Below are 14141 nucleotides of genomic sequence, written 5' to 3' on the forward strand. Positions count from 1 at the left end.
GGTCACCGACGGGCACCCCTCACGACGAGATGCCAAAGTAACCGTTATGCCCGATATGCAACGCTGGGCGGCGTTCAAGGCATCCCCCTTCCTGCCCGCCACGGTCCTCGTCCTCATCCTCGCCGCCGCGGCCGGTCTCTTCGCCGGCTCGTACACGTACGCCATGGCCAACCCGACCCCGCACGGCATTCCGACGGCGGTCACCGGCCACTACGACGAGCCGGCCGCCCGGCGCTTCATCGACGGCATGGAGGAGGCGCTGGACGCCTCGATGCGGCTGCGCCCCTACGGCAGCCGTCAGGACGCGGTACGGGCCGTGGACGAGCAGAGGGTGTTCGCGGTGCTCGACGCGCCCGCCGGCGGCCGGACGATCTCCCTGGACGTGTCCGGGGCGTCCGGTGCGACGGTCGCCCAGGTGCTCGGGCAGGCGGCGGAGCAGGTGGGCAGGGCCACCGGCACCACCGTGGTGGTCCGCGACCTCAAGCCGCTGCAGCGGGGCGACCCGCGGGGACTGGCCATCTTCTACATCACCCTGGCCGCCGTGATCATCGGCTTCGTCGGCGCCATCCAGCTCAGCGTGCACGCCCGGGAGCTGAACCCGCTGGAGCGGATCGCCTACACCGTCGCCTACTCCGTGCTGGGCGGGTTCACGATCGCCGCGGTGGTCGACTGGTGGCTGGGCGCGGTCAGGCTGCCGTTCGTCGAGTCGTGGGCCATCCTCGCCTTCACGATGTTCACGTCCGGCATGGTGTTCACGATGTTCAACACCCTGTTCGGCCGGTGGGCCATGCTGCCGACGTGGGGCCTGATGGTGCTGCTGGGCAACCCGTCGTCCGGCGGTGCCGTCTCCTGGCCGCTGCTGCCGTCCCTGCTCGGCACGATCGGCCGCTGGCTGCCGCCCGGCGCCTCGGTGAACGCCCAGCACACCGCGGTGTACTTCCGGGGCCACCAGCACGCCGTCCCGTTCCTGGTGCTGGCGGGCTGGGCGGTCGTCTCCTGCGCGGTCTTCCTGATCTGGCGCCACCGCCACCCGGGCGGGCGTCCGGTCCGGCCGGCCGAGGAGGACCTGGAGACGGCCTAGGAGGCACCCTGGACGGGCGGGGCCGCCGGGGCGGCCTCGGCGTGCCTGCGGGCCATGCCGTCGCCGAGCGCGATCGACCTGGCGGTGTTGGAGACGGCCTTGATCCCCAGGTAGGCCGTGGTCATGCCGCTGACGGCGGTGAACGCGGCGGTGAGGACGCCGACGATCACCGCCTTGTCCCCGTCGAGCCGCCACACGCCGATGATCGCGACCGCGGCGATCGCGAGATTGCTGAAGACGACCGCGAACAGCCCGTACCGGGCCCGGACCTTCTCCAGGTCGGTGTCCCGCCCGGCTCTGTCCTCGTTCCGGCTCACGTTCTCCCCCCGTCCCCGCGCACCACGCGCGGCGAGGCCGAACGTAGCGCCGACCGGGCGCGGTGCCAAGGCGGTCACCGCGCGTCCGGCCGGTCCGGTCCGGGCCGGTGGCTCCCGGGCGGCCGGTGCGCGTCCGGGCCGCCGGCGAGGAGGGCGGCGACGGCCCCGGGCGACCAGTGGCCGTCGGCGCCGGGGCAGGAGGCGACGTAGGAGGCGACCGCGTCGGTGTCCCAGGCCCCGGCGGAGAGCAGGCCCGTGGCCAGGAAGCGGACGTAGGCGGCGGAGGGGACGACCCACGGCACGTCGTTCACGCCCCACGGCGCGGTGAAGGTCAGCACCGGCAGGCCTTCCACCTGACCGGCGCACACCAGGGTCTCGTAGCGCCCCTCGCCGAGGACGGCACGTCCTCGCGTGAGCACCTCCACCAGGTCCAGGTTGCCGTCCGGCGCCCGGTACATCTCCTGCGCCGCGATGTCGGCGAACTGCCCGCTGGTCACCAGATGCGCCCGGGCCAGCACCCGCCCGTCCGCCTCCGGGTCGTAGAAGGCGCGCCCGCCTCCCCAGACGGCGGACTCGGTGGCGAAGTACATCGCGCCGGTCAGCTCCACCGGGATCGACCGGGCCGGCATGGCCGGATCGCGGCATCCGGGGTACTCCCGGCCCGCGCCGGGCGGCCGGCCGCCCTTGATGTAGGCGGCGAGACGGTCCAGATGGGTGTTGGAGCCGTAGGAGGTGTACCAGACCCGCTCGGGATGCCGGTCGAGCGGCGGCGTCGGATCGATGCTCGGTAAGGCCTTCACCGTGGCGGGCTCCGTTGGCGTACCGGGTGGGCAGGACGGGTACGAAAGAGCCCCTCTTCGTGAACGAAGAGGGGCTCTGCCCTGGTCAGGGCGGCTGTGGCTGGGGCCGGGGTCGAACCGGCGACCTTCCGCTTTTCAGGCGGACGCTCGTACCAACTGAGCTACCCAGCCACGGTGTTTCACGTGAAACACCAGCGGTCCTGACGGGATTTGAACCCGCGGCCTCCACCTTGACAGGGTGGCGAGCACTCCAAACTGCTCCACAGGACCAAGCGTGTGTGCAACAGTGTCGCACACGGTAATGCGTGCCCCCAACGGGATTCGAACCCGTGCTACCGCCTTGAAAGGGCGGCGTCCTAGGCCGCTAGACGATGAGGGCTATCGGCCCGCCTGGGCGCTTCTCAGCGCGTCGGGGACGTGAGAAGCATATGGGATGGCGAGGGGTATCGCCAAAACGGTTTACGGCAGGGCGCCGGGAGGGGCGGGCGAGGGGGACCGCGAGGCACCGGCGGCGGGCTTGTTCTCGTCCACCAGATGGCGGCTGACCTCGGCCGTCGTCAGGCCCAGTCCTCCCAGTTCGATGGCGTCCCAGGCCTGGAGCCGGCGGCTGTCCCGGTCGAAGTAGAGGACCGAGGCCTGGATCGGGGCGGGGTGCTCGTGCTCCACGGCTCGCAGCCCGCCGCCGCCGGTCGAGCCCTCCCGCCGCAACCGGGTGCCGTACGGCAGCAGCCGCGTTCCCTCGTGGTGCAGATGCCCGCAGAGCGCCAGGGGCACCACGCCGTCCGTCTCCTCGGCGGCCGTCGGCTCGTGCGCGACCGCCACGTCCACGGGGGTGCCGGCCGCCTGCTGGTCGCGCAGCGCGCTGGCCAGCCGGGCACCCGCCAGCCGCTCGGCCGCCTCGCCGCCGGGCACCGCCGAGCGGTCGGGGGTGAACTGCGGATCGCCGGTGCCCGCGAACCGCAGGCCCCCCACCGTCACGGCCCGGCCCTCGTCCAGGACGCGCACGTTGCGCATGCGCTCCAGATAGCGCTGGGTGGTCCGGGAGTCGTGGTTGCCGCGCACCCAGACGTACGGCACGCCCAGGTCCCCGACCGGGTCCAGGAAGCCGTTCTCCGCCGCCGTGCCGTGGTCCATCGTGTCGCCGGAGTCGACGATCACGTTCACCTGGTACTGCTTCACCAGCGAGCCGATGATCTTCCAGCTCGCCGGGTTCAGATGGATGTCCGACACGTGCAGGACCCGGATGGTGGACGGGTCGGGGCGGTAGGCCGGGAGGGTGGACGTGGCGTCGTACAGCTTCGTCACGTTCGTCACCAGGCGCGCCAGCTCCTTCTGGTAGACGTCGAACTCCGTGACGATGCTGCGGGCGTTGCCGACCACGGACGGCGCCGAGGCGAGCAGGCCGGAGAACCTCGGCTCCAGGACCGACTTCGGGTTCCAGGTGGCGTACGCCGACGCGCCCGAGGCGGCCAGCAGCACCAGGGCCAGTCCGCCGGCCGCCAGGGCCGGGCGCGGGCGGCGGTAGACGGCGAGACCGAGGGCGGTGGCGCCGCAGACCACGGCGACGCAGGAACGCACGCCCAGGTCCCGTGTGCCGTGCCCGACGTCCCGGACGACCTCGTCCTGGAGCCCGGAGATCCGTTCCGGGTGGTCGACCAGCGCCTGGGAGCGCGGCGGGTCCAGCCGCTCGACGTTCACGTCCAGGCGGACCGGGGCCGCGTGGCTGTCCAGGGAGAGCGAGCCCAGCGGGGACACGTCGATCCTCGTGCCGCCGGTGAGGGAGGGCCGGAGCGCCATCGTCGTGTCCATCGGGCCGACCGGGACCCGGACCGTGCCGGCGATCAGCAGGCCCAGCCAGGCGCCGGCGAGCACCACGGCGGTCAGACCGAGGGCGCGCGTCCAGGGGCGGGGACGGGCGGCGAGTTCGTCAGAGGGGAGCGGGCGGGGGCGTGCGCGGTGCGGGGTCCGGTGGCGCATGGTGCTCAGGGCTGCGAGGGGGACGCGGGCCATTGGTGCCGTATGCCCACGTCAAGGGGTGGATATGCGACGCCGTTCGCGGACAATGGCCGTGTGCTGGAGATGACGCGCGAGGAGTTCGAGGAACTGGTCGCCGAGGCGCTGGACCGTATTCCGCCGGAGCTGACGCGGCTGATGGACAACGTCGCGGTGTTCGTCGAGGACGAACCGCCCGCCGACGATCCCGAGCTGCTCGGGCTCTACGAGGGGACACCGCTGACCGAACGGGGCGAGTGGTACGCGGGCGTCCTGCCGGACCGGATCACGATCTATCGCGGGCCGACGCTCAGGATGTGCGCCAGCCGGGAGGACGTGATCGCGGAGACCGAGGTGACGGTGGTGCACGAGATCGCCCACCACTTCGGCATCGACGACAACCGGCTGCACGCGCTCGGGTACGGGTGAGCGGGGCGGCTGCCGCGAGCGGCACGGCTGGCGCGGCCGGGCGGGGCGCCCGACGCGGGTGAACGGGGGGTGGTGGGTGCCGCCGTGCGCCCGGGGCGTGCGCGTGTCCTCTTGTGGGCGGCGGGAGTTGGGGAGGTTGACTCCGTCCCCGCCCCCGGAGGTGGCCGCTGTGCGCCCCTTGTACGTACCCGTCCGTCTGGCCGCCGCGGTACTGGCCGTCACCGCCGCCGCCGGCTGTGTGAACGTGGGCGACGGCGCGGACCGGGCCCGCCCCTCCCGCTCGGCGGGACAGCCCGGCGGCGAGGCACCCGACGGCGGCCCGGCCCCGGGCGTGGCCGCTCCCGCCGAGGCGGGCAGGGCGGCCGACGGCACCCATGGCCACGGCGGCAAGGCGAGGCCGGGTGAGTCCGGCTCGGCGTCGCCCGCCGCGTCGGGCGGGAACAGCCCCTCGGACGCGCCCGGGAAGCCGGGGAAGCGGGGCGAGCCGGAGGAGCCCGGGGAGACCGACGTGCCCGGCGGCCCGGCGCCGACCAAGGCCCCGCCCACGCCCCCGGCCAGCTCCGTCCCGCCCGCCCCGCCGGCCACCACGGAGCCGCCGCCCGTCACCGAGCCGCAGTCGGCCGAGCCGTCCTCCTCGGCGCACGAGGAGCCCGGGCCCCAGCTCGTCCAGCGCGAACCGGCGCCCGCGGCGGGCGCGGCGGTGTGACCCCTTCCACTTCTCCGGCGCCGACAGACCCACTGTGACGTGGGTCTATGCCACTCGGTTTGCCTTCAGGGGTGGTAGGTGCGTATGGTGGTAGATCGTTTGATCCCATTTGCCCGGCGCCACCACAGAGCGCGCCGTGTGGCGCGTACTCTCCTTTGCCGTGGCGGACCGCATCGAGGCGGTCGTGAGCGAATCACGGAGTTGACGGGCGCGTGCCGACGAGACTCCGGAAGGTTTCGCATTCGCATGTCCGTGTCCAGTACCGACCAGATCGTCATGTCCGAGAACGAGAACGAACTCGACGTGACGAACGAGGTCATCGAGGCCCCCGAGGCCGCTGACACCACCCCCCAGACCACCTTCGCCGACCTCGGCCTCCCCGAGGGCATCGTGCGCAAGCTCGCGCAGAACGGCGTGACGACCCCCTTCCCGATCCAGGCCGCGACCATCCCGGACGCCCTGGACGGCAAGGACATCCTCGGCCGCGGCCGCACCGGCTCCGGCAAGACCCTCTCCTTCGGTCTGCCAACCCTGGCCCTGCTGGCCGACGGCCGCACCGAGAAGAAGCGGCCCCGCGCGGTCATCCTCACCCCGACCCGCGAGCTGGCCATGCAGGTCGCCGACGCCCTCCAGCCCTACGGCGACGTCCTCGGCCTGAAGATGAAGGTCGTCTGCGGCGGCACCTCGATGGGCAATCAGATCTACGCCCTGGAGCGCGGCGTCGACATCCTCGTCGCCACCCCGGGCCGCCTGCGCGACATCATCAACCGCGGCGCCTGCTCGCTGGAGGACGTGCGGATCGCCGTTCTCGACGAGGCCGACCAGATGTCCGACCTGGGCTTCCTGCCCGAGGTCACCGAGCTGCTCGACCAGGTGCCGGCCGGCGGCCAGCGCATGCTCTTCTCCGCCACGATGGAGAACGAGATCAAGACCCTGGTCGACCGCTACCTGAACGAGCCCGTCCTGCACGAGGTGGACGCGGCCCAGGGCGCGGTGACGACCATGTCGCACCACATCCTCATCGTGAAGCCCAAGGACAAGGCGCCGGTCACCGCCGCGATCGCCTCCCGCAAGGGCCGCACGATCATCTTCGTCCGCACCCAGCTCGGCGCCGACCGCGTCGCCGAGCAGCTGCGCGACGCCGGGGTGAAGGCCGACGCGCTGCACGGCGGCATGACCCAGGGCGCCCGGACCCGGACCCTCGCGGACTTCAAGGACGGGTACGTGAACGTGCTCGTCGCCACCGACGTCGCCGCCCGCGGCATCCACGTCGACGGCATCGACCTGGTCCTGAACGTGGACCCGGCCGGCGACCACAAGGACTACCTGCACCGGGCCGGCCGTACCGCCCGCGCGGGCCGTACCGGCACGGTCGTCTCGCTCTCCCTGCCGCACCAGCGGCGCCAGATCTTCCGCCTGATGGAGGACGCCGGCGTCGACGCGGCCCGCCACATCATCCAGGGCGGCGCCGCCTTCGACCCGGAGGTCGCCGAGATCACCGGCGCCCGCTCCATGACCGAGGTCCAGTCCGAGTCCGCCGCCAACGCCGCCCAGCAGGCCGAGCGCGAGGTCGCCCAGCTCGCCAAGCAGCTGGAGCGCGCCCAGCGCCGCGCGGCCGAGCTGCGCGAGGAGGCCGACCGGCTGGTCGCCCGGGTCGCCCGCGAGCGCGGCGAGGACCCGGAGACGGCGGTGGCCGAGGCCCAGGCGACGGCGGCGGAGCAGCTCGCCGTGGCCGAGGAGCCGGCCGAGCGCGAGACCGAGCGCGAGGAGCGCCCGGCGGCGGCGCCGTACGAGCGCCGGGAGCGGCGCGGCTTCGAGCGCCGTGACGACCGCCGCGACGACCGCCGCGACGACCGTGGCGAGCGCCGTCCGTTCGACCGGGACCGTGACCGCGGTTTCGAGCGCCGTGACGACCGTGGTGGCCGTGGTTTCGAGCGTCGTGACGACCGTCGTGACGACCGCGGTGGCCGTGGCTTCGAGCGTCGCGACGACCGTGGTGGCCGTGGTTTCGAGCGTCGTGACGACCGTCGTGACGACCGTGGTGGCCGTGGCTTCGAGCGTCGTGACGAGCGCCGCGACGACCGTGGCGAGCGCCGTCCGTTCGAGCGCCGCGACGACCGTGGTGGCCGTGGTTTCGAGCGTCGTGACGACCGTCGTGACGACCGGGGCGGCTTCCGCCGGGAGGAGCGCGGTGGCTTCCGCCGTGACGAGCGCAGCGGCCACCGGGGCAGCGACCGTCCGTTCAACCGCGACCGCCGCGACGACCGCCCGGGCTTCCGCTCCGGCGGCCACGACCGCCCCTACGGCCGTCGTGACGACCACCGCGGCGGCACCGGCGGCTCCTTCGGCCGCCGCGAGGACAAGCCGCGCTGGAAGCGCAACGGCTGACAGCCAGTGAGCTGAGGAAGGGCCCGTACGACACCGGTCGTACGGGCCCTTCCGTGTCCCTGCCCAGTGGCGCATATCACACCGCCGGGCAGGGAATTGCTGGAGGCATGACAGATGACGCGCGGGTGACCGGACAGCGGGCGGCTTCCGGCCCGTCGGACGAGGAGCGGCTGGCACAGCTCGGCTACACCCAGGTCCTCGCGCGCCGGATGTCGGCGTTCTCGAACTACGCCGTCTCCTTCACGATCATCTCGGTCCTCTCCGGCTGTCTGACCCTCTACCTCTTCGGCATGACCACGGGCGGCCCGGCCGTGATCACCTGGGGCTGGGTCGCGGTCGGCCTGATGACGCTGTTCGTGGGCCTGTCGATGGCCGAGATCTGCTCGGCGTACCCGACCTCGGCGGGCCTGTACTTCTGGGCCCACCGGCTGGCGCCGCCGCGTTCGGCGGCGGCCTGGGCGTGGTTCACGGGCTGGTTCAACGTGCTGGGCCAGGTGGCGGTGACCGCGGGCGTCGACTTCGGCGCGGCCTCCTTCCTGGGCGCCTATCTGAACCTCCAGACCGGCTTCGAGGTGACCCCGGGCCGTACGGTGGCGCTGTTCGCGGCGATCCTCGTCCTGCACGGCCTGCTGAACACCTTCGGCGTGCGGATCGTGGCGTTCCTGAACGGCGTGAGCGTGTGGTGGCATGTCCTCGGCGTCGCGGTGATCACCGGCGCGCTCGCGCTGGTCCCCGACCACCACCAGCCGGCGTCCTTCGTCTTCACCCGCTTCGTCAACGAGACGGGCTGGGGCAGCGGCCCGTACGTGGTCCTGCTGGGGCTGCTGATGGCCCAGTACACCTTCACCGGCTACGACGCCTCCGCGCATATGACCGAGGAGACCCGGGACGCCGCCACCGCGGGCCCGAAGGGCATCGTCCGCTCGATCTGGACGTCCTGGATCGCCGGCTTCGTGCTCCTGCTGGGCTTCACCTTCGCCATCCAGTCCTACGACGCCTCACTCGCCTCCCCCACCGGCGCCCCGCCCGCCCAGATCCTCCTGGACGCCCTCGGCGCCACGGCCGGCAAACTGCTCCTGCTGGTGGTGATCGGCGCCCAGCTCTTCTGCGGCATGGCCTCCGTCACCGCCAACAGCCGTATGATCTACGCCTTTTCCCGGGACGGCGCGCTGCCGTTCTCCCGCCTCTGGCGCACGGTCGGCCCGCGCACCCGCACCCCCGTGGCGGCGGTCTGGCTGGCCGCCCTCGGCGCGCTGGTCCTCGGCCTGCCCTACCTGATCAACACGACGGCCTACGCGGCGGTGACCTCGATTGCGGTGATCGGCCTGTACATCGCCTACGTCATCCCGACCTTCCTGCGGGTCCGCAGGGGTGCCGCGTTCGACCGCGGCCCCTGGCACCTGGGCCGCTGGTCCGGCGTGGTCGGAGTGGTCGCGGTGACGTGGGTGCTGGTGATCACTGTCCTGTTCATGCTGCCGCAGGTCTCCCCGGTCACCTGGCGGACCTTCAACTACGCCCCGGTGGCCGTCCTGGCCGTCCTCGGCTTCGCGGCGGTGTGGTGGCTGGCCTCGGCCCGCCACTGGTTCCTGTCCGTCGACCCGGCCCCCACACCGGCCGAAAAGTGACCATCAGCCCCCTCCCGCCCCCCGCGACGCGGCCGTGTCCCCGATACCCGATCGGCGACACGCCCCCGTCCGGCTATGCTCGGACAAGCAACATCGCCCGGGCCCTTAGCTCAATTGGCAGAGCAGTGGACTTTTAATCCATTGGTTGTGGGTTCGAGTCCCACAGGGCCTACCGCATCGCCCCCAGCTCAGAGCAGGATCGAGCTGGGGGCGAGTCCGTTTTAGGGGGGTTTCATGATCGCATGCTGGCCCGCTGCTGGCCCGAGGGGTCGCGGCAAACGAGACCGGGCGGCCACCCGCGAGGGTGGCCGCCCGGCTCCGCCTCGGCGTCCTCTCCGGGCCGTAGCCCAACGCCTCGGCGGTCTGAGGGGGCAGAGATTTAGGGTCGACCCTAATCACAGGTGATCACGCGGTCGAGAACGTGGACCCGTGCCACGCCCCACCCCGCCCGACGCCCGGGTCCTCGCCCGCCGTCGCGCCGTGGGTGATCAGATCCGCCGCGTGCGCTTGGCACACCACCTGAGCCAGCGTGATGTCTGCGAGCGGACCGGGATCGACATGGCGTCATACAGCCGCATCGAGCAGGGCCACGCCTCACCTCTGCTGGACACCTTGATCCGGATCGCCGATGCCATCGGTGTTCCTCTGGGTGATCTCGTTGGATGACGGCCGTCCCTGACGGGGGGCAGGGACGGCCGCTCGTCTCCAGCGCGGGGCCCGCGCCGTCGTCCGAGGCATCGCGCTGGAGATCTGACCGTGCCCGGCGGCGGCTGGCAGTGCTGCTGGGCACGGGGCTCATCTCATCGCTCGGATCATCGCGGTCTCCTCGTCGGCCAGGGCGTCGAGGTCAGTCACGGGGGTGACGCCTTCCAAGGTGATCACTAGGCGGGCGGCGAGGGTCCAGCGGATGCGTCTCGTGTCCGTGAACGCGACGCGGTGCAGGCCCTCACCGTCCTCGGGCCCGGGGACTCGTTCAAGGGTGAGCGGGTCGTAGACCGTACCGGCCACCCCCCAGACCGGCGTGCGCTCCACCAGCGCAGCCGCCCAGCCGCGGCGGTGGAGCGGTGGGCAGTGTTCGACGGCGAGCCGGGCGCAGACGGCGTGCACCGGTGGAGACGCCGTCGGCTCACCGGCGTAGAGGGCCTGGCGGGCGCCGGCGGCGAGGAAGAGCGTGCGCGCGTCCTTCCGGGTCCCGACCGTGGGCCCGCCGCAGAGCTGGCAGAGCAGGCGGCTCATCGCCTGCCGCTGCCGCAGCGCGTGAACGAGTCCGTGCCGCGGCCGGCCGCCCCGGGTGGCCGGCATCCGCATCCACGGCACGCCGTAGTGCCGCTCGACCTCCGTCTCGCCTCGGAGGCCGAGTTCCGTTCCTCCGAGGCGCCGGACCTTGGCCAGAGGCTGGGGCGGGATCTGCTCCTTGGACCAGGTCGTGATGAAGGGAACGGGGGTGCCGTCCCAGTACCGGACGGGCCGGATCGGGCTGGTGGCTGTGGTCATCGGGTGCTCGCCCTCCCGGTCAGGCACCGCAGGTGGGCGTACCCGATGCTGTGCCTGGTGGTGCCCTCCCACTTCACGGGGCCCACCAGCTCCGTCGGCAGCAGCGGTGCGGGGCAGACGACGCACTCGGGCTTCTTCCCGATGGCCTGCGCAGTCCGCTCGTGCAGGAGACGGCGGCCGTGACCGACGTAGCAGGTCTGACGCTGCCGGCAGGCCGTGCAGACGGTGTAGTGGGTGTGCCAGTCCGCCCAGGTGAGGTACCAGGCGAGCCGGGCCGAGTAGCAGCGCTGGCAGGCCAGGCGGCGGAGCGCGGCTGAGGGGGCCAGTTCTACGGCGGTGGCGTCCGCCGGACGGGTGCACCAGACGCATGCCTCGCCGGCCGCGGCCGTCGCGGGTAGGCGCCGGGGTACCTCGTACCAGGAGAGGCACTCGTGCACGTCGTAGAGCACTGCGGGGATCTGCACGGTCATCGGGGCAGCTCCAGAAGCAGAGTCCGCAGAGCCTGCATGACCGGGCAGGGCTTCAGGTCGTAGACGCACTGCGGGCAGGGGCCGGGGTGGGCGATGTACGCCTGGGCCGCGGCCCGCAGGGTGCACCGGTGGCAGCCGCGGAGGAAGAGCGTGATGCCGCCCTGGGCCGGGCGCTCCCCGAGGTCCACGGCGGTGGCGATGGACAGCCGCGTGGCGCACCAGGTGCACTCAGCTCCGCGCGCCTTGGCGGCGGGGAGGTCGTCCAGGGCTGGCAGGGGGAGCAGGGGGCGTAGATCTGCGGGGATGCGGGACAGGGTCCTCGGGGTGGACGTCATGCCCGCTCCTCAACGGTGGACAGGTCGGCCCACACCTGCTTCTCCCAGGGCCAGCGGGTGTAGCCCCAGCTCTTGGTGATGGCGTCCACCACCGCCAGCCCGCGCCCGGCGGTGGCGAGGGGGCCTGCGGTCCGGATGTCGGGACAGGCCTCAGGGTGCCTGTCGATGACGATGACCCGGACGGCGTCCGACGGCAGCCGGCGAACGATGACCCGGACGGTCGGTGTCTCGGTGTGCTGGACCGCGTTGGTCACCAGCTCGGTCACGACGAGCGCGGCATCGGCCAGCACGTCGAGCAGGCCCCAGTCCTTGAGGACGTCGATGACGAAGTGCCGCGCGTCCGGCGCGGCAGATGTCTGCCGGGGTAGTACGCGGACCTGCGGCAGGTGCCTGCGCTCCACGGCCATAGCGGCACGCCTCCACGGTCTAGTGATCCAACTCACAAGACGACTGTATGGAGGCGTACAACCTGTCATCCGAGCTGTCAGCTCGGGTGAACCACAGGCTCGTCAGACCAGGCCGATCCTCTCCGCCAGCTGCTCGGCCTGGCGTGCGTGCATCGCCCGGGCCCGCCGGATCACCGTCAGCACCAGCTGGCGCGCGAGCGCGGTCCGCGCGAGATCTTCTGGTGCGATCGCCTCAAGGCCGATCAGGGCCAACAGGGTTGCGGCGTCATCTCGCCGCTGGCTGTGGCACGCTGCCACCTCAAGACCGAACGTGAACTCCCGTTCCAGACTCGGCAGACCGCTGGTGTCGATGGCATCGGCGGTGTGCAGCGCCTCGCCCGTCTCGCCGGCCTCCATCTCGATGGACAGCGCATGAAGTGCCACGTTGGTGGGACCGAACACGGTCCAGCCGACGTTGCTGTGGTCAGGTACCGCACGAGCCGCCCGCGCCGCGTGCTCCCGCAATCGGTGTCGGGCTTCCCACCAGCGCCGTTGACGTGCCGCGCCCACCACGGCAACAAGATGAAGCGCGCCGCTCATCGCGGTCCGCTCGACCTCAGGCAGCCGTACGCCGGCCACCTGCTCGGCTGCTCGCAGCGCCAGTTCCTCTGCTTCACCAGGCTGGTCGGCGGCGAGGAGTACGTGCCCCAAGTTCCACTGGGCGGCGGCGATGCGCAGCGGGTCGTCGGCGTCCTCTGCGGCACGCATGGCACGGTCGGCGGCGATGGTGGCAAGGTCGACACGGCCGGTACGCCGGAGATATGAGCGGAGGAGACAGTAGAGATCGACGGAGGCGCGGAGCACTGCGCGCCGCTCGGCCGCGTCCGTTCCAGCGCGTGCGGCACGTACGGCGTGCTCCATGTCGGCGACCAAACCGGGCAGTGTCTCGGCGGCCTTGGTGAAGCGATCGCCGTCGCTCTGCCAGCTCCTCCAAGCGGCCTCGACCCGGTCCCGTAGTACGGCCGAAGACACGGGCGCCGTACTGCGGGCTGGTCCGTATCCGAGGAGGGCACGGCCGACGGCGACTTCCGCCGTGTCCGTGGGCTGCTGTTCGGCCGGTGGTCGATCGGACAGCAGTGCGGCGGCGGGCACGCCCAGCTCCTGGGCGAGCGCGTACAGGATCGGCAACGAGGGCACCTTCAATCCGCGTTCGATCTGGGACAGGTAGTCCGGAGAGATCCCGACCAGCCCCGCGACTGCGTCCTGCCGGCGCCCTCCGCGGTAGTGCCGGATCCGGTCCCCGATGGGGAGGTCTGCTGCAACCATGCGCCCACTCCTCGCTCCGTGTTCCGAGCGTAGGGTGCCGGATGCGCGGGGACCCTGCTGTTCCGAAGAGAGGAGGCCCCGGTGCTGGAACTGGTGCTGTGGGACATCGACCACACGCTGATGGCGACGGGCGGGTTCGGCCGAGAGCTGTGGGCCGAGGCATTCAAGCAGGTGACAGGGCTGGAGCTGCGAGAACAGGCGTCGGTGACGGGATCGACGGAGCGGGTGATCCTGCGCGAGACCGCCCGGCTGCACGGCGTCCCTTTCAGCGAGGCCCTGTTCGTCCGTTTCGCTGACGCACTGGGCGCTGTGCACGTCCGGCGGGCGGCCGAACTGCGGGAGCGGGGGCACGCACTGGCCGGCGCAGCGGGCGTTCTGGCGGCCCTCGCCGAGCGAGGCGTACGGCAGTCGGTGGTGACGGGCAACGTTCGCCTGGCGGCCGAGGTCAAGCTGGCGACGTTCGGACTGGACTCGTACCTGAACCTGGACCACGGGGCGTACGGCGAGGACGGAGAAGGGCGGCCGGAACTGCTGCGCGAGGCCCTGGCGCGCGCGGACGTAGGGGCACCAGCGGCGGTGTTCCTCGGGGACACCCCGGCCGACGTGACGGGTGGCCGCGACGCCGGCGTACGTGTGGTGGCGGTCGCGACAGGGAAGACACCAGCGGCCGAGCTGAGGGAAGCGGGCGCCGACGTCGTGCTGAGCGGCCTAGCCGACACCGAGCAGGTCCTCGACGTGATTGTGGCATGACGAAAGGGCCCCCTCCCGCCCGAAGGCGAGAAGGGGCCATGG

The 14141-nt window shown here is 72.2% G+C and carries 15 protein-coding genes and 4 tRNA genes; 8 read left to right on the top strand and 11 right to left on the bottom strand.

Annotated features, from left to right (window positions below; translation table 11 throughout):
• Window positions 1–46 precede the first annotated feature (46 nt).
• Complete coding sequence (locus tag SCK26_RS19605; RefSeq protein ID WP_318202596.1) at window positions 47–1081, top strand: ABC transporter permease; 1035 nt, start codon at window positions 47–49, stop codon at window positions 1079–1081.
• On the opposite strand, the gene SCK26_RS19610 is transcribed toward SCK26_RS19605, so the two are convergent.
• From SCK26_RS19610 to SCK26_RS19635, 6 genes are all read right to left on the bottom strand, one after another.
• On the bottom strand, window positions 1078–1398 hold the full coding sequence (locus SCK26_RS19610) for a hypothetical protein (protein WP_318202597.1): 321 nt from the start codon (window positions 1396–1398) through the stop codon (window positions 1078–1080). The two genes, SCK26_RS19605 and SCK26_RS19610, sit on opposite strands and share 4 nt — an antisense overlap.
• Before the next feature lie 74 nt (window positions 1399–1472).
• Window positions 1473–2198 carry a histone deacetylase gene (locus SCK26_RS19615; protein ID WP_318202598.1) on the bottom strand — a complete coding sequence of 242 codons (726 nt, stop codon included), beginning with the start codon at window positions 2196–2198 and terminating at the stop codon, window positions 1473–1475.
• A 97-nt stretch (window positions 2199–2295) separates the two neighbouring features.
• A tRNA-Phe gene (locus SCK26_RS19620) sits at window positions 2296–2369 on the bottom strand.
• A 24-nt stretch (window positions 2370–2393) separates the two neighbouring features.
• Window positions 2394–2468 (bottom strand) — tRNA-Asp (locus SCK26_RS19625).
• Window positions 2469–2504: 36 nt separating this feature from the next.
• Window positions 2505–2577 (bottom strand) — tRNA-Glu (locus SCK26_RS19630).
• A gap of 80 nt (window positions 2578–2657) precedes the next feature.
• Window positions 2658–4208 carry a metallophosphoesterase gene (locus tag SCK26_RS19635; protein ID WP_318202599.1) on the bottom strand — a complete coding sequence of 517 codons (1551 nt, stop codon included), beginning with the start codon at window positions 4206–4208 and terminating at the stop codon, window positions 2658–2660.
• A gap of 60 nt (window positions 4209–4268) precedes the next feature.
• On the opposite strand from SCK26_RS19635, the gene SCK26_RS19640 reads away from it, so the two are divergent.
• The 6 genes from SCK26_RS19640 to SCK26_RS19665 all read left to right on the top strand — a co-directional run bounded on the left by SCK26_RS19640 (window position 4269) and on the right by SCK26_RS19665 (window position 10004).
• A complete protein-coding gene (locus SCK26_RS19640; protein WP_318202600.1) occupies window positions 4269–4619 on the top strand; it encodes a metallopeptidase family protein in 351 nt (116 codons plus the stop codon).
• A 169-nt stretch (window positions 4620–4788) separates the two neighbouring features.
• Window positions 4789–5325 carry a hypothetical protein gene (locus tag SCK26_RS19645; protein WP_318202601.1) on the top strand — a complete coding sequence of 179 codons (537 nt, stop codon included), beginning with the start codon at window positions 4789–4791 and terminating at the stop codon, window positions 5323–5325.
• A gap of 246 nt (window positions 5326–5571) precedes the next feature.
• The gene (locus SCK26_RS19650; protein WP_318202602.1) at window positions 5572–7713 is read left to right on the top strand and encodes a DEAD/DEAH box helicase; all 2142 of its coding nucleotides are present in this window, start codon (window positions 5572–5574) and stop codon (window positions 7711–7713) included.
• Window positions 7714–7820: 107 nt separating this feature from the next.
• Window positions 7821–9338, top strand: a complete 1518-nt coding sequence (locus SCK26_RS19655; protein ID WP_318202603.1) for an amino acid permease — start codon at window positions 7821–7823, stop codon at window positions 9336–9338.
• Between the two features lie 99 nt (window positions 9339–9437).
• Window positions 9438–9510: transfer RNA gene (locus SCK26_RS19660), tRNA-Lys, on the top strand.
• 308 nt (window positions 9511–9818) lie between these two features.
• Entirely contained in the window at window positions 9819–10004 is a 186-nt protein-coding gene (locus tag SCK26_RS19665) for a helix-turn-helix transcriptional regulator (RefSeq protein ID WP_318202604.1), read from the top strand.
• Window positions 10005–10133: 129 nt separating this feature from the next.
• On the opposite strand, the gene SCK26_RS19670 is transcribed toward SCK26_RS19665, so the two are convergent.
• The 5 genes from SCK26_RS19670 to SCK26_RS19690 all read right to left on the bottom strand — a co-directional run bounded on the left by SCK26_RS19670 (window position 10134) and on the right by SCK26_RS19690 (window position 13349).
• Window positions 10134–10832 carry a hypothetical protein gene (locus tag SCK26_RS19670; protein ID WP_318202605.1) on the bottom strand — a complete coding sequence of 233 codons (699 nt, stop codon included), beginning with the start codon at window positions 10830–10832 and terminating at the stop codon, window positions 10134–10136.
• The gene (locus SCK26_RS19675; RefSeq protein ID WP_318202606.1) at window positions 10829–11302 is read right to left on the bottom strand and encodes a hypothetical protein; all 474 of its coding nucleotides are present in this window, start codon (window positions 11300–11302) and stop codon (window positions 10829–10831) included. Before SCK26_RS19675 ends, SCK26_RS19670 begins: the two co-directional genes overlap by 4 nt.
• Window positions 11299–11637: a hypothetical protein gene (locus tag SCK26_RS19680; RefSeq protein ID WP_318202607.1), complete on the bottom strand. Its 339-nt coding sequence runs from the start codon at window positions 11635–11637 to the stop codon at window positions 11299–11301. Before SCK26_RS19680 ends, SCK26_RS19675 begins: the two co-directional genes overlap by 4 nt.
• Window positions 11634–12044, bottom strand: coding sequence for an ATP-binding protein (locus tag SCK26_RS19685; protein WP_318202608.1), 411 nt, complete (start codon window positions 12042–12044; stop codon window positions 11634–11636). The genes SCK26_RS19680 and SCK26_RS19685 overlap by 4 nt, the downstream gene beginning before the upstream one ends.
• A 102-nt stretch (window positions 12045–12146) precedes the next feature.
• Window positions 12147–13349: a helix-turn-helix domain-containing protein gene (locus tag SCK26_RS19690; RefSeq protein ID WP_318202609.1), complete on the bottom strand. Its 1203-nt coding sequence runs from the start codon at window positions 13347–13349 to the stop codon at window positions 12147–12149.
• A gap of 81 nt (window positions 13350–13430) precedes the next feature.
• On the opposite strand from SCK26_RS19690, the gene SCK26_RS19695 reads away from it, so the two are divergent.
• Window positions 13431–14099, top strand: a complete 669-nt coding sequence (locus tag SCK26_RS19695; protein ID WP_318202610.1) for an HAD family hydrolase — start codon at window positions 13431–13433, stop codon at window positions 14097–14099.
• The last annotated feature ends 42 nt before the right edge of the window (window positions 14100–14141 follow it).

Origin of the sequence: Streptomyces sp. SCL15-4, assembly GCF_033366695.1 — a bacterium.
GTDB lineage: Bacteria > Actinomycetota > Actinomycetes > Streptomycetales > Streptomycetaceae > Streptomyces.

Coding starts and splice junctions, on each gene's coding strand:
- SCK26_RS19605 (WP_318202596.1), top strand. CDS start 47: ATGCCCGATATGCAACGCTGGGCGGCGTTCAAGGCATCCCCCTTCCTG.
- SCK26_RS19635 (WP_318202599.1), bottom strand. CDS start 4,208: ATGGCCCGCGTCCCCCTCGCAGCCCTGAGCACCATGCGCCACCGGACC.
- SCK26_RS19650 (WP_318202602.1), top strand. CDS start 5,572: ATGTCCGTGTCCAGTACCGACCAGATCGTCATGTCCGAGAACGAGAAC.
- SCK26_RS19655 (WP_318202603.1), top strand. CDS start 7,821: ATGACAGATGACGCGCGGGTGACCGGACAGCGGGCGGCTTCCGGCCCG.
- SCK26_RS19670 (WP_318202605.1), bottom strand. CDS start 10,832: ATGACCACAGCCACCAGCCCGATCCGGCCCGTCCGGTACTGGGACGGC.
- SCK26_RS19675 (WP_318202606.1), bottom strand. CDS start 11,302: ATGACCGTGCAGATCCCCGCAGTGCTCTACGACGTGCACGAGTGCCTC.
- SCK26_RS19680 (WP_318202607.1), bottom strand. CDS start 11,637: ATGACGTCCACCCCGAGGACCCTGTCCCGCATCCCCGCAGATCTACGC.
- SCK26_RS19685 (WP_318202608.1), bottom strand. CDS start 12,044: ATGGCCGTGGAGCGCAGGCACCTGCCGCAGGTCCGCGTACTACCCCGG.
- SCK26_RS19690 (WP_318202609.1), bottom strand. CDS start 13,349: ATGGTTGCAGCAGACCTCCCCATCGGGGACCGGATCCGGCACTACCGC.